Source organism: Nitrospirota bacterium (assembly GCA_016180645.1).
Taxonomy (GTDB): domain Bacteria; phylum JACPQY01; class JACPQY01; order JACPQY01; family JACPQY01; genus JACPAV01.
In genome coordinates this window covers 132,321-146,343 of the sequence record JACPAV010000007.1, presented here as the reverse complement: position 1 = coordinate 146,343, position 14,023 = coordinate 132,321, and the positions used below count along the sequence as shown (strand labels likewise).

Below are 14,023 nucleotides of genomic sequence, written 5' to 3'. Positions count from 1 at the left end.
TGGCAAGGTTTGATTGGGTTCTCCCCCACAGGGATGGTACGATCGTGGATCATGCAGGTCTCTCCTTTCACCTTTAATGAGTTGGTCATTCAGCGCGGGACCGATCCCGAATCCGCGGGGCGCGTCATGGTGCAAATTGGAGATCAGACCGTAACCTACGCGGACTACCTCCGGACCTCCTGCCTGTGGGCCCACATGCTCCTCGCCGCACGGCGGGACTCCTCGAAGCCACCGCAGGTGGCTGCGCTGATGCGCAATAGCCTCGACTACCTGTATCTCTTCGGCGGAGCCGCTTTCTCGGGTGGCACACTCTTCGCCATCAACACCGGTCTCGGAGGCGATACACTCGCACGCGTCATCGAGAAAAGCGGCGCCGATATCCTCGTGGCCGACGACACTCACCGGCCGGTCCTTGAGAAGGCAAGAGCAAATAGCCCAGATCTCGCCGCCAAGTCTCTCCTGCTCGCGGGCCCCGGCGGAACGATTGAGTCAAGGTTTTCCTCCCTTCGATCCAGCCTCCGATCGGCGGCGGAAGAACCGCCGGATGTTCCAGTCGACGCTTCTACTCCCTGGATGGTGATCTATACTTCCGGCACAACCGGCCTCCCCAAAGGGATCCTCAACAGCCACGGAAAGCTACGCGCCATCGGGGCCTACACGGCCAACCTGATCGGACTCAAACCTGACGACGTCGGCTACATCTGCATGCCGCTCTTCCACTCCAACGCGCATTACCTGAACTGGATGCCCGCCTATGCGGTCGGGGCGAAGATCATTCTCCGGGAAAAGTTCTCCGCTTCAGCCTACCTGGACGACATATTCAACCATGGCGCCACCTACTGGAACTACGTCGGCCAGCCGGTCCAATACATCCTGGAAGCCATCGCAAAGAAATACGGAGACGACGAATCCCGCATCCTCCGCGAGGTGCGGGACCATCCCCGCCGGAAGCTCCGCCTCGCCCTCGGAACCGGCGCCAGCGGCAAGCAGCGCATCAAGTTCATCCGATGGCTCGGACTCGAACACTTCTACGAGATGTACGGAAGCACCGAGGCGGAAATCGCCACGTGTTGCCGACCAGGAGACCCCATCGACAGCGTAGGTGAGGTTACCGACGAAAACGTCTTCATCCGAAACGGGAGCGGTGCAACGTGCCCCCCCGCTGAATTCGATGGGAGCGCAAATATACTCAACTACGCGGAAGCGGTGGGAGAGATCGTGCGAGGGGGTACACCTACCGGACTCTTCCAAGGCTATCACGGGGATGAGGCCGCCACGCAGAAGAAATTCTCCGATGGCCTCTACCGATCCGGCGACTTGGGAATGATCCGGCTGATCAACGGCCATCGCTATCTCTACTTTGTCGGGCGGACCGATGATTGGATTCGAAAAGACGGCGAGAACTTCAGCGCCGATTGTGTCGTGGATCTCGTGAGCGGTTTCCCGGACGTGTATCTAGCCGCCGCCTATGGTGTCCCCAATCCGGTGAGTGATGAATGGGTCATGGCCGCGATTCAGCTCAAGGACGGCCGGGCCTTCGATCCCCAGGCCTTTTTCGACTATTGCGAACGCGAAGTCAGCCGCAACGGTCGGGATCGGAAATGGTTCCCCGACTTCATTCGAATTGTGAACACTTTCCCTCTGACCGAAACCCACAAGATCATCGTGCGCGAGCTGAAGGCGGGCTATTTTCATCCTGAACGCGCCGAGGTCATCTATTTCCGCCGCCGCAACGACGCAACGTACCATCCCCTCGCACGGGAAGATTTTGAAAAACTCCGCTCCGACTTCGATTCGAACGGCCGCTTGAACCTCCTTGTCTGACGGGGAAGGCCCGCAGGTCCCCATCCATGGACAACTGAGCCTCGCGGGTTCTCCGTAATACGAGCCGCCACTGGACGAATTCAAAGCGGCCCAACCTACTTGAGCACTTCCAAAAGTTCGGCGATGACGGAGATGGAACCTTCGTCGTCGGCTTTCAGCATGATGGGGGCGTAATCTTTGTTCTCAGGCTGGAGGGCGATCTCGACGTGCCGCCAGCCACCCGCGCCATCCGCCACCTTGCGACTGGTATACCGTTTGACGGTGTACTGCCCGCCGGAATCGGGGTCGTGGATGTCGCGATGCTGCGCCAGCACAGTCCGACCCTGCCGGGAGCCCTCCACAGGAGCGCGAAACAGGCAGTATGCGCCATCCGGGATGCGCGGCTCCATGGAACGACCTTTCACCTGCGCCACGAACATGCCCAGCCTCAACTTGTGCCCCGAATCAATTTCCACCCACTCGCCATCCTGCGGCGAAACCGCCTGCGATCCACTGAATGCGCCCGCGGCGGCCTGAAGCGGCACCAACGGCAGGCAAGTCCGGTACTTGTCCTTCTCCGAGGGCGTCACGCGCCGGAATGGCAGGACCTCCGCTTGCCCTTTCGATCCCTGTGACCGGATGTGCTGGTAGACTTCCTTCAAGAGGTGTTTCCCGATCACCTCCTTGAACTCCCCGTCGTTCATGAACCGCGCCGTCATCTCCTCATTTTGTTCCATCCGGTCGATGAACAATCCTTCGAGCGCCTTCAGGAAGACGTATCCGAAGTTCTCCATCGTGTTAGCCAATGCCGCCTGCCTCAAATTGGAGTTGCCCACTGCGTCCTCCTTGATCGAGTCCAGGAATAGTTGATCGCCCGGCTTAAACTCCGTCCCGAATCGCTCGTTCAAGATGTCGATCAATTTCGACAGCTCGATCTGGACTCCCCGGACCACTCCCGTTCCGACTTCCGTCGGCCCGGAGATGGGCGCTTGCTTCCCCGCATCCAGCTTGATCGAACCCTCGCCGATCTTCTGGACCCGGTAGTACTTGAGCGCCACCTCATCCTCGAAGTCGTAGACGGGACCCCGATCCTCCCTCGGAAGCTTCGCCAGAAGGAATCGGATGTACGTGTAGAGCTTCTCCAAGTCCGAATCCTGGAACGGGATCACCTGCGACAGAAACGCGTACAGGTTCCGATACGCGATCAAGGTTTTCCGGAACTCCTCCCGCTTGTCCTCCTCGAGTTCCTTGAATCGTCCCACGGCGGGATCGAGACACGCGTTCATGCGGGCATGATCGGCGGGGGTTTGCTCCCGCGCGGGACGATAGAACGCCTTGCAAAACTCCTCGACTTCCTCCGCGTGATAGATTTGATGCGCGTTCAGCTTGGCCTGAAGTTCGTAGAGTTGCTTCGCCTCGGCGCGCTCCCCCACAAGCGTCTGCTCGTAATACGGTTGAAACGCATCCTGGATCTCCTTCGGGTCGTTCACAAAGTCCAGCACGAAGGTGTCCTCCTTGCCGGGGCATGTCCGATTCAGCCTCGATAGGGTCTGAACGGCCTGGATTCCCGCAAGTCGCTTGTCCACGTACATGGTGTGCAGCAACGGCTGGTCGAACCCGGTCTGGAACTTCTCCGCCACGAGAAGCACTTGATATTCATCCGTCCCGAACCGCTCCGGGAGTTCCTTCTCACGGATTCGATTCCCCTTGGCATCGATGTTCATGCCCTCCTCGGTGAACTCCATCCCCCGTACATCCGGATCGATCACCCTTCCGGAGAAAGCGACGAGCGTCTTGATGCCCCTGTAGCCCTTTTCCTTGATGTACTTGTCGAATTCCAATTTGTACCGCACGGCATGGAGGCGGCTGGACGTGACCACCATGGCCTTCGCGCGGCCTCCGATCTTGTGCATCGTGAAATGGCGGAAATGCTCGACCATAACCTCCGTCTTCTGGGCGATGTTGTGCGGGTGCAGGCTCATAAACCGTGCAAGCGCGCGGGCTGCCTTGCGCTTGTCCACCTTGGGATCGTCCTCGATGGATTTCACAAGGCGGTAGTAGGTCTGGTAAGTCGTGTAGTGCTTGAGAACGTCCAGGATGAAGCGTTCCTCGATGGCCTGGCGCATGCTGTAGAGATGGAATGGCTGAGGCTTTCCGTACGCTCCTGGACGACCGAAGACTTCGAGCGTCTTGTATTTGGGCGTGGCCGTGAAGGCGAAGAAGCTGATGTTCGGCTGGCGACCACGTTTGGCCATCGTCCGCAAGACCTCCTCCTCGTAGTCCGTCAGCCCCTCTTCTTCCTTCTTCTTCTGCGCTTCCTCCCTGATGGCCGCGCCGCCGAGAACACCCTTCAGATCAGCCGCCGTCTCCCCGCCCTGCGAGCTGTGCGCTTCGTCGATGATGACGGCGTACTTCCGTTTGGGGAGATCGCCGATCTTCTCGGTCACGAAAGGAAACTTCTGAAGCGTCGTAATCACGATGGGGACTCCGGCGGAGAGCGCCTTCGCCAACTGTTCGGAATCGACGTCGATCTTCTGGACGACGCCCTGCTTGTGCTCGAATTGATAGATCGTGTTCTGAAGCTGCTGGTCCAGAACAACCCGATCCGTCACCACCACCACCGAGTCAAACACCTTCTCGTCCTTCTCGTTGTAGAGGCTCGACAGCCGATGGGCGAGCCACGCAATGGAGTTGCTCTTCCCGCTCCCCGCGGAATGCTGGACAAGATAGTTCGTCCCCGCCCCCTCCCGGCGCACGTCCGCAACCAGCCGCCGGACCGAATCAAGCTGGTGGTAGCGTGGGAAAATCATGCTCTCTCGTTTGACGGTCTTCCCGCCCAGCTTCTTCTCTTCGACCTGGAGATGGACGAATCGCGCGAGAATATCCAGAAAGCTGTGCCGCTCCAGGATTTCCTCCCAGAGGTAGGCCGTTTTCCACCCCGTGGGATTTTCCGGGTTCCCCGCGCCGTTGTTATGGCCCCGGTTGAGGGGCAGGAAGTGGGTATTGCCGCCCGCGAGGCGGGTGGTCATGTAGACCTCGTCCGGGTCCGCCGCAAAGTGGACCAGCGCCCGCTTCTTGAATTGAAGGATCAGATCGGCAGGATCTCGGTCGCTCTTGTACTGGTGGATGGCGTGACGCCAGTTCTGGCCGGTCATGGGATTCTTAAGTTCGGCGGTGGCGACGGGAATCCCATTCAGCGCCAACGCGACATCAATTGAATTCCCGTGCCGGCTTGAATAGACGACCTGACGGGTGATCGTCAGCCGGTTCGCATCGTAGAGCTTCTGGATTTCCGGATTCAGACCGCTGGCCGGAGAGAAATACGCCACGCGGAACAGCTTTCCGAAGCACTTGAACCCGTGCCGGAGCACGGAGAGGCAGCCTTCCTGATTTGAGTCGAGCGCGCGGCAGAGGTCATCAAAAAGAATCTCTTCGGCTTTCTCTTTTTGGAGATTCTTGAGGTACTCCCATTCCTTGGGCTGAGTCTCGCGGATGAATCCCAAGACCTCTTGGGGGAACAAGCTCCGCGCAGGATCGTACGCCGACTTGTCGCCCTTACTGTACCCGCCCCCGGAGACGAGGAAGTCTTCGATGGCGGTTTCGAACGCTTTCTCGGTGTGTTGCCCCGGCACGGGGCCTCCCCTCGCGGATTACCGCCGTTTGGCCGACCGGCGAGGCGCGGGCTGAGCCTTGCGGCGACGGTGGCGGGTTGCGCGTTTGACCTTCCTGCCGTTGGACGCCCTAAGCAGGGTGTCGATCTTCTGCGGGGGGACCAGCACAATCTTCCCGTCCTGAAAGTCCACGACAGGCAGCCCCAATTGCTTGTGCCGGATCATGGCGGCCCGCACGCCATCCCGGAGTGCCCTATCAATCAGCTTCCCCTCAGAAAAGATTCGGTCAATATCAACGTTGTTCCTGCTCAAGACGCGCCTTCCTCCACTATTCTCCAAACAGCCGGCTCCATCACGTGGATCTTGAGTTTCTTCCTTCCGAATGCCACAAGCCTTGGACCCACTGGACCAGAATTATCGTATAGCCGCCAGTCATCGGCAAGGGGCATGTAGAAATGGAAGAAGTTCCGGAGACCTCGGCGGTACCGTCGTCGGATGACGTCTATGGGGATATTGTGCCCCCCGGACCTCACACGGTCAGCGACTCTTTCAATGGCGAGTGCATCGCTCGCGAGCCGGATGAAAATGATGTGAATCTTGTAGCCCCTTTTCTTCAACCCGGCCAGACGAGGGGCGAGCGTGCGCCCCGCGAGCGTCGATTCGACGGCAAAGTTTTCCCGTTTATGGGCAAGCTCCTCGAATCTGCGTAACATCACCCTCCCTGCCTCGATGGCCGCCCCTTCGGGCCGGAAAGCGGAAAGTCCCAAGGCGATGGTATCGGTGTTAATGAACTCCACCACCCGGAGCGTTTCTTTCAACAACCTCGGCCCGACGGTCGATTTTCCCGCGCCGTTTGGCCCGGCGAGGACAACGACGACGGGCCTTCTCCTCCGCTTCACCCGACTGCCCCGCGCACGTCGATCTGGTCCAAGAGCAATCAGCGAAGGAGCTTATTGTCGTAAAACTCCGCCAAAACCAAGAGACATCGTTCGGCAAGGTCAATACGCGTCGTGCCGAGTGGCGGAACAACAGTTCTCCTTGTCCCCTGCACGGAATGAGGTATGCGAGTCAATAGAACGTCTCCTGCATGGATGGTTCCCCCGAATGTCTCCTTGTACAGCTTCCTGCCATCATCCGACAAGAGTGCAGGGTTTCCTCCGGCGTGGGCCACTACACCGCGAAGTGAAATCAGGTCGGCAAGGGTGTGGCTCCATTTGAGCGGTGGTGGAGGATAGTAGGGCTTCAGCACCTTGGGGATCCGCCTTGGATTGAAAAGCGTAGTCTTGGCAAACAATTCCGGCGATTGGCTGAGTTTTCCGGCCACAATGGGCTTTCGCGCTCGCCTTCGCCAGACCAATTGGTGCAGGAATGCGTCGTAGATTCCAAAGATGAATACCAAATGCGACGCGGCAATGAACGCCCTCACGGCCGGACTGGCCCTGTCTCCCGTCATATTCAGGATATTTTGGTACAGACTGACTTGCTTCGTCAGGTTGGACGTGAATTCCTGAAGGAGTGGATTCAATCAGCTAGATGGACCAAATCTCGAATCCTGGGGAACGCTCCCTGATTTCGGCGATCACTTGCTGAATGGACGAATCCTGAAGAGCCTCTGAGGGCAACACTACTCCACATATGGCGTGCGGCGCCATTTGCGAATAAGACTGTAGCTGCCTGGCCGCCAGGCGGAGATCGGTGGAATGGGGTATCGCCGTTTTAATCTCATAAAAGGCGTGTATGGCTCCCTTCTGGTCCTGCACCACCACGTCAGGCCGGAACTGAATTCTCTGATGTCCTCTAGGGAGGACGAAGGTCTTATCCAAACTCATCCGAATGCCCGCCCGTGGCCTACGTTCTTGCCATTGGCGCAGGAGATGAGCCTTGGCAAGAAGCTTTTGAGCCTTGGCTCTCTCTACGTCTATCACTCTGATCGCCATGATCTTTATTCTCCCACCACGGTTACGTCTTGTCCATCTTCATCGGCTTGGTTCAGATTCCTGAGTGCCCCGTCCGCTGGCCGCACATCGATCTTGCCGGTCACGGCGGCCGAGATGAGCGCCGTCCGGTATTCGCGGAGAACAGCAATGGATTCATCGATCCGTTTACAAAGGGCGTCACCCTTGACCGTCTCCCTGTCGAGAAATCCTGCAATCTCCTTCTGTTCGTCAACATCCACAGGAATTGCTACGGGTATGGGATGCAGGTCGTTGCGGTCTACGCCCGGAACCGCTGATTTTCCTGCGTTGAGAAGAAAAAAGCCGGAGATATTCTGAAGCAGGTACCAGAGAAACCTCATATTGTTGCCTCGCGAATTGCTACAATATAGCGTCGTATTGTGCGGCCAAAAGTCATCCTCGACATAGTAAATCGTGCCAATCGTCCCGTACCGACCCGTTACGATTCCGGGTCCCTTTGCGCGGTATTCATCATGACTCCCGGAAATGCCCCCAGACGTAACGACGGGGACTGCCCCCTCCGCTCGCACTGAATCTGGAAGATCATGTCCTCTCTGAAACGTGGCCACGTACTTAAGTTGACGAATAGTCCAATGCGCCGGAATCTCTCCCAGCCACTCGATGCCGGAATCTTTCATGGGGGCCTTCGGATCGAGGCCCTTCGTCACGGCATGGGTGATTACAGCCGCGCGTTTTTCCTGTAGGAGTTCGATCTGCCGCTCTTTCTTCTCAATCAGCCCATCAATCCGCCCCGTCTCCCGATCCAAAAACGCCGCGATCGCGCGTTGCTCATTGTCAGAAGGAACAAGTGCTGGAAGATTTCCGATGAATTCCCAGCTTGCCCTGGGCATCTTCGCCCCATAGGTGGAGGAGTCAACGATTGAAATGAAATCCCGTGCCAGTACATAGTAGAAAAGGTAGTCACGGCTGACGTTCTTCGTCCGCAAGACCAACAGCTCTCCGGTGCAGATGCCGCTTTCGTCGGAACGGAAAACCTTGGCCAGATACGGTCGTAATTTCCCAAAGAGGAGGTCTCCCCCGCAGAACTTGCTTGCCTGCCCTTCAGCTTCCGGTTTTTCACCCGTCTGAACCCGTTTTCCGGTCCAGGACTCGATGTGTTCAAGCCCGGTGTATGGCAATTCCGAGGCGAATCCATCTGTTTTCTCGTTGACGAGGGAAGCGCAGTACTTGAGCCGCATGGTCCGCCAGCCTGATGGAATCTCCCCCAGCCACTCCAAGCCGGACGGCTTGGTTTCAGGATACGCTCGCCAGTTCATGGCATCATCAGATCGGCAAGCAATATGTCTGACTCCCAGCGGATGAGGATTGAGCACTTGAAGCGCTGCCGGTGGCGAGTTGTCGGTTATCCGTGCCTCGGGAATAATCCTCTCCAGTGACCGTGATTGGCATGAAGGATTGGGATCGAATTGTTCGGAGTCTTGTGAGCCAACACGATCACGAAGCCACAGTCCCCGTAGCCTCGTGGCATCTTTCGAGCCGCTATCTTTCCATACTCAACCAGGCGTTCTTTCTCCGTTCGGCTGAAATGCTCGCATTCCCCTGAGAAAATGTCATCACCAACGCCGAGTACATGTTTTGTCACGACCTTCAATCCTGTCTCCTGAGCAATGCGATCAACGGCCCGCTCCCCAGCTGCAACAAGGACCAAATACGCCCTTGGGCTTCCGGGAAGTAACTCCGCAAGGGTTTCATGCCACGCACGACAAGCTTGCCGACCCGTCCCGGCAAAGTCATCAAAGAAAACTACGCTGTCGTCGCAGCCAAGCTCCTCTTTGAGCAGATCGGCCTTGTGGATGAATAGTTGATCGTATCGACCGCCAGTCAGTCCGAGGGCGGTTCGTGACTTGTGGAGCATCGTATCTCCACTCTCGCCAGCGCTGATTGAGAAGGCTAGGAAACGCCACTTCCCCTCCCGGCGCGCGTGACTTTTATCCCAACCCGGTAGATGGTCCACCAGCTTGCGCAGTGCCTCCTCCATGTCCTCGGACCTGAGGAACATGACCGCGTCGAGGAGCCTTGCTCCGAGATCAGTATCATCTCGTCTAAAGCGCTGGAGCCAAGCGCTGATTCGCTGATCTGTCACCGCAATTCGATAGCCGTCGAACCGGTCCAGCCAAGATCTCATACGGCCAGCGTCGACTGGTTTCCCGCGATCTTTGGGTGTTCTCATTCATTGGTCCTTCGTCCTGCAACCGCTAGGCATTTGCGAACCGTGCGAAGTAGCGACTCGATTGCGCCCCATAGTGCTTCCTCGCCGACGTATGCCTCGACGTCAAGGCCTGCAAGTGCTTCCTGGAGTTTTTCGACCTTGCCGTGAAGTGATCTTGCCTGGGCTGACACGTTAGCCGCCGGAATCACCAGGTGGTCAGGACTCAGCTCCACCTTCTCGGCGAACTCTTTAAACCTGCGAGCGATTACCGAGACCTTGCCTGCCTTCCGTGCGTTTGCCAAATGCTGCTTGACCTTGCGGAAATCTGTGACTGCCCTGATACCCCCCTCGGTGCTTTGATGCTTCGCGAGCATCTTGCGAACGAGGGGGCCTTGGGAGCGTTGTGACATCTTCTTGACCACCCTGTCGTGGAGGACTGGAAACAGCTCGATGAAGAAATCTGCCTTGACGCGCTTTTCCGGGTCTGGGTCGAGCATCAGATCCTGGAACTCCTTTGAGTACGAAAGCAGCTTCTTACAACGGGTTACGACGGCGATATCCAGACCCGTCAGTTCCGCCAGCTTGCGATCTGATTTCTCCTGCAGCTTCGTTATGAGGACTTCAAGTTTGAGCGCCGTCGGCATGAGCTCCCAATCTTTGCGCAGCTTGTGGATCTGAAACATCGTCACTATGTTTTGAACCAGGTTTGGCTCGGCGACCTGATTTACAGGCACCGTCGGCAGCCCGACCTTCTGTGCGCAGATCCACCGCCGCTGGCCGTCCAAGATGATGAATTGCCGGTCCGACCTGCGCTGGTAGACAGTGAGCGGCACCAGGATTCCGACCTGACCAATTGAATCTTGGAGCGTCTTCATCGGCGCTTTGTCGAAGAGCATCCTAGGATTGTGCGGATTCGGCTGGAGCTGGTTCGTCCGGAGGGTCTTGACACCGACCGGCTCGGGAACAAGGGCCTTGGTCCGTCTAGTCATCGCTGCCTCCAAGAACCCTTCGGCACGGTGATCTACGTCCCTCCCCGCAATTCGGAGAGTACAGGAGGGCTTCTTTCACTCGACCCCGGCACTTGAAGTCAGAGGCCAGAGTCGAAGACCGTGTCAGAGTACGGCTCTTGAAGCCTTGGTAAAGCTCCACAACCTCTCGATGGTTGGCGTTGGTCACGATTACATAGGCCCCAGCATTTGCGATCTGCCGCGCGCGCGTGGCTAGGCGTCTCTGATCCTCCCAGGAGAAGAGAGTTTCGTTGTAATCGACGAAGCCGTTGTTGTTGTGCCGCGTAACGTATGGCGGATCAAGGTAAACCAGATCGCCGGCCTTCACGTTCACCAAGGCGGCCTCGAAATCACAGGACCGGAGCTTCACTCCGGGCCTCTCAAGGACCTGGGAGCATGCACGGAGATTTTCGAAGTCCGCGATGAAGTCCGTTCTGGGCATCCCGTACGGAACGTTGAACCGTCCCTCCGAGTTGACGCGGTACAGCCCATTCCAGCAGGTTTTGTTGAGATACAGGAACTCGGCTGCTCGCTTCAGCCTGCCCCGGCTCGGCTGGTTGCGAATGGCGTAGAACAGGTCGCGGTTCGGCTTCATCGGTCTCAAGTATCGAATGATGGTGGACACCTCATGCCTGATCATCGTGTAGACATCAATCAATTCGCTACACTTATCAGTCAGCAACGCTCGCTGGGGTCCGAGAAAGAAGAAGAGCGCGCCGGACCCGAGAAATGGCTCGTGGTATCTACCGAACTGGCGTGGCAGGATATGAACAATCTGCCTCAAGAGCCACCGCTTCGATCCGGCCCAACGAAGAAACGGGCGCGACGGCGCAATGTGGGGAGAGAGTGACCCCGCTTCCAACAACCCCTGATCTAAGATGTGCCCACCATTTCCGTGCATTCGCGGAGTTGGCTGGCAAGATCGAGCCGCAATGTGGTTCACTACGACACCACCAGTGTAATGTATATCACAATTCCGGAGAAACAACATTTTCCGGTCTTGAATCGTGACCAGATTTCCACCTCTCTAAAGAAACATGGAGTGGCGGTTCTGAGGATCGGGTGTCCCACGTGCAGACTTCAGCATGGCAAACAAGTCATCGGAATCTTGCGCATCGAGATCTTGTTTCTGGAACAGGCGACGCATTGCATCTCGCTGCCAATCGGTGAGGATGGCCGTGCCCCAGGCGAGAATGTCAATAAGCAAGGCCATCATATTATTCTCCCGGATCTGGAGTCAGTGCATTAAGGACTGGGAGATCAAGCCCTTCAATTTCCTGCAAGGTTTTCCCCGCAATGCCTTGGAGGTCGCCGTACAGGCCGACGGTGCCCTGCATGACGCGGTCGATTTGCTCTTCGCGTTTGGCCCACTGTTTCGTGATGGCCTTTTTCTCCTTGTCCAAATCTTCTTTCATGTTGGAAAACGCCTCGACGATGGCTTGAACGCGCTGGCGGAATCGCGGGCCGGTCAGGTACTCGTAGACCATTCCCATTTTCGTCTGCTGCCCCTCGGAAGCCTGGCGGGCCAGCCCGACTTCGATCAAGGTCTGGCGCAATGCCATGGCAACCGGAAGCGCCGCGCGAGGATGGACAACCCAAACGCCATCGATCAAATCGAAGGAATCGATACCTTTCGGAAGAACTTGGCTGACAATCACCGCAATTTCCGCCTTGGCGGATCTCTGGTCCTCCCGGAGCTTCGCGAGCCAGCCATCGCTCCAGTTCTTGGTCCGTTTCGACTCCCATAGGATCGAACCGCACGGCTGGCCGAGTGGGCCGACAACCCTCTGCATGATGTCGCCACCCCGCTCGCCCTTGCCTACAGGCTCGATATCGTCCTGCGGGAATTTGGCACGCAGAAGTTGCTCAAGTTCGATCTCTTGGACTTCCCCCTGGAGTTGCTGCGATCCCTGTTCGGCCCGACGCTTGAGGTCCTCGATCTGTTTCTGCATGGAGGTAATGGTCTGCTCTTTCTCGGCAACCTTGAGCTTGAGTTGGTCTTCAGCTTCCTTGCGGCCCTGCTCGCGAATTCCCGCCGCGCCGTCCCGCAATCGCTCCTCAACCGTCAGGTCCAGCTTGCGTTTCTCGTCATCAAGCTCCCGCTGTTTTCGGACGAATTCAGCTTGGGCCATTTGCGCCTCGGAAAGTTTTGACTGGGCATCCTCGATTTCTTTCCGCAGAGAAGCGACGGCTTCGTCCTTCTCCGCCATCTTGATATTCAACCGTCCCTCGGCCTCCTTCCGCGCCTTTTCGCGCTCGCCAGCAAGGCCCGCCTGAATCCCCTCCTGCACCTTCAGTTCTGCTTCCCGCCTGGCTTCATCTACCTCGCGCTTCAGACGAATCAAGTCAGCCTGTGCCTTCTGAGCCTCGGCCAGCTTCTCGTCCTTGCTCCTGAGAACTCCCTGAAGGTCCTCTACCTCCTTCGTCTTCTGTTCCAAGTCGGAACCCAGCGCCAGCTTGGCCTTTTTGGCCTCCTCGGCGGCAATCTTGGCGCGTTCCTGCCGCAGTTTCTGGGAGACCTGTTCATCCACCCCATGCTTGGCCTTCTCCAGCGCTTCTTCCCGCTGCCGCAGATCGCCCTCTCGTTTGGTAAAGTCCTCATCTTTCTGTGCCAGTCGTTTCTCGTAGTCTTGCCGGAGGGACGCGAGCAGCGGCGCGGCCAGCGATTCCGTGAGTTTGAACTCGTGCTTGCACTTTGGACATATGACCGTCGGTTCCGTCATAGGCCTTGCCTTCTCTTTCTCATCACACCGCCCCCTCAACCCTCGGTCTCACCGGATTCCATATTTGGCCTGCCGCTCTGCAAGGATGGTGTGCCCGCGGGAGCGGGCCGGCTCGAGGACCACCCGGACGCGGGCGTCCAGCGCCGCCGCAACCCGGCGGAGCATGCTGAGCGAATGACCCTCGTAGGACGTCGACTCCAAGCGACTGACCTGTTGCTGGGTCGTGCGGAGTCGTTTGGCAAGTTCCTTCTGCGAAAGACCCGCCTCTTTCCGAAGCGCCGCAATCTGGAGGGCCACGTCCCACGCCTCACCCGCCCGACGGAACCGCGCCGCAAAAGCCTTGTCTCTCATCTGTTCTTCCAAATAGATGTCGAAATTCGTCTTTTTCATGCTTCGTTCCTCGCCCGCCAGTCTCTCATCCGCTCCAATGCCGCCACCCGATCACGAGGGGAGATGTCTCGCGCCTTGTTGCGTATCCCGTGTACAGTCACAATCCGCCGTCCCCTCACAAAGAAGTACATCACTCTCGAATTCAACTTGCCCACATGCCGCAGTTCGAATAATCCCCCGCCCACCGGCTTCGAAATCGGCGGCCGGTGATTCCGCCTTTGCCGGAGCTTCACGAGTCCCGCCATTACCGCTGCAAAGTCATCCGGGTCGTCCGTTCTCAATTCCTCAAGGAACTCCCGAACCGGACATCGGCCCGCGGGCGACTCGTAGAACTCTACGCTGAACTCCACGATGTGTCAACACT

Annotated in this window: 13 protein-coding genes; 1 reads left to right on the top strand and 12 read right to left on the bottom strand. The window is 57.7% G+C overall.

Features of this window, described 5'->3' with window-relative positions; all coding sequences use genetic code 11:
• The first annotated feature begins 51 nt into the window (after window positions 1-51).
• Window positions 52-1,824: an AMP-binding protein gene (locus HYT87_06395; GenBank protein MBI2059386.1), complete on the top strand. Its 1,773-nt coding sequence runs from the start codon at window positions 52-54 to the stop codon at window positions 1,822-1,824.
• A gap of 95 nt (window positions 1,825-1,919) precedes the next feature.
• Here HYT87_06395 and HYT87_06390 read toward each other — a convergent pair whose 3' ends face one another.
• The 12 genes from HYT87_06390 to HYT87_06335 form a co-directional block, all read right to left on the bottom strand.
• A complete protein-coding gene (locus tag HYT87_06390) occupies window positions 1,920-5,435 on the bottom strand; it encodes a DEAD/DEAH box helicase family protein (protein ID MBI2059385.1) in 3,516 nt (1,171 codons plus the stop codon).
• Window positions 5,436-5,453: 18 nt separating this feature from the next.
• Window positions 5,454-5,726, bottom strand: coding sequence for a hypothetical protein (locus tag HYT87_06385; GenBank protein MBI2059384.1), 273 nt, complete (start codon window positions 5,724-5,726; stop codon window positions 5,454-5,456).
• The gene (locus HYT87_06380) at window positions 5,723-6,313 is read right to left on the bottom strand and encodes a zeta toxin family protein (GenBank protein MBI2059383.1); all 591 of its coding nucleotides are present in this window, start codon (window positions 6,311-6,313) and stop codon (window positions 5,723-5,725) included. The genes HYT87_06385 and HYT87_06380 overlap by 4 nt, the downstream gene beginning before the upstream one ends.
• A 38-nt stretch (window positions 6,314-6,351) precedes the next feature.
• Complete coding sequence (locus HYT87_06375; GenBank protein ID MBI2059382.1) at window positions 6,352-6,939, bottom strand: hypothetical protein; 588 nt, start codon at window positions 6,937-6,939, stop codon at window positions 6,352-6,354.
• Window positions 6,940-7,356: 417 nt separating this feature from the next.
• Window positions 7,357-8,646, bottom strand: a complete 1,290-nt coding sequence (locus tag HYT87_06370; protein MBI2059381.1) for a restriction endonuclease subunit S — start codon at window positions 8,644-8,646, stop codon at window positions 7,357-7,359.
• Window positions 8,647-8,732: 86 nt separating this feature from the next.
• Window positions 8,733-9,560 carry a hypothetical protein gene (locus tag HYT87_06365; protein MBI2059380.1) on the bottom strand — a complete coding sequence of 276 codons (828 nt, stop codon included), beginning with the start codon at window positions 9,558-9,560 and terminating at the stop codon, window positions 8,733-8,735.
• On the bottom strand, window positions 9,557-10,528 hold the full coding sequence (locus tag HYT87_06360) for a ParB N-terminal domain-containing protein (protein ID MBI2059379.1): 972 nt from the start codon (window positions 10,526-10,528) through the stop codon (window positions 9,557-9,559). Before HYT87_06360 ends, HYT87_06365 begins: the two co-directional genes overlap by 4 nt.
• A complete protein-coding gene (locus HYT87_06355; protein MBI2059378.1) occupies window positions 10,521-11,330 on the bottom strand; it encodes a Dam family site-specific DNA-(adenine-N6)-methyltransferase in 810 nt (269 codons plus the stop codon). Before HYT87_06355 ends, HYT87_06360 begins: the two co-directional genes overlap by 8 nt.
• 243 nt (window positions 11,331-11,573) lie before the next feature.
• Window positions 11,574-11,759 (bottom strand): hypothetical protein, encoded by a 186-nt coding sequence (locus HYT87_06350; protein ID MBI2059377.1) that lies wholly within the window; start codon window positions 11,757-11,759, stop codon window positions 11,574-11,576.
• 4 nt (window positions 11,760-11,763) lie between these two features.
• Window positions 11,764-13,269 carry a DUF2130 domain-containing protein gene (locus HYT87_06345; GenBank protein MBI2059376.1) on the bottom strand — a complete coding sequence of 502 codons (1,506 nt, stop codon included), beginning with the start codon at window positions 13,267-13,269 and terminating at the stop codon, window positions 11,764-11,766.
• A 48-nt stretch (window positions 13,270-13,317) separates the two neighbouring features.
• Window positions 13,318-13,659 carry a helix-turn-helix transcriptional regulator gene (locus tag HYT87_06340; protein ID MBI2059375.1) on the bottom strand — a complete coding sequence of 114 codons (342 nt, stop codon included), beginning with the start codon at window positions 13,657-13,659 and terminating at the stop codon, window positions 13,318-13,320.
• Window positions 13,656-14,009 (bottom strand): type II toxin-antitoxin system RelE/ParE family toxin, encoded by a 354-nt coding sequence (locus HYT87_06335; protein MBI2059374.1) that lies wholly within the window; start codon window positions 14,007-14,009, stop codon window positions 13,656-13,658. The genes HYT87_06340 and HYT87_06335 overlap by 4 nt, the downstream gene beginning before the upstream one ends.
• Window positions 14,010-14,023 lie beyond the last annotated feature (14 nt).

What these genes read in the sequence shown, in the direction of transcription:
- HYT87_06395 (MBI2059386.1), top strand. Translation starts at nt 52, where the DNA reads ATGCAGGTCTCTCCTTTCACCTTTAATGAGTTGGTCATTCAGCGCGGG.
- HYT87_06370 (MBI2059381.1), bottom strand. Translation starts at nt 8,646, where the DNA reads ATGAACTGGCGAGCGTATCCTGAAACCAAGCCGTCCGGCTTGGAGTGG.
- HYT87_06365 (MBI2059380.1), bottom strand. Translation starts at nt 9,560, where the DNA reads ATGAGAACACCCAAAGATCGCGGGAAACCAGTCGACGCTGGCCGTATG.
- HYT87_06360 (MBI2059379.1), bottom strand. Translation starts at nt 10,528, where the DNA reads ATGACTAGACGGACCAAGGCCCTTGTTCCCGAGCCGGTCGGTGTCAAG.
- HYT87_06350 (MBI2059377.1), bottom strand. Translation starts at nt 11,759, where the DNA reads ATGGCCTTGCTTATTGACATTCTCGCCTGGGGCACGGCCATCCTCACC.
- HYT87_06345 (MBI2059376.1), bottom strand. Translation starts at nt 13,269, where the DNA reads ATGACGGAACCGACGGTCATATGTCCAAAGTGCAAGCACGAGTTCAAA.
- HYT87_06340 (MBI2059375.1), bottom strand. Translation starts at nt 13,659, where the DNA reads ATGAAAAAGACGAATTTCGACATCTATTTGGAAGAACAGATGAGAGAC.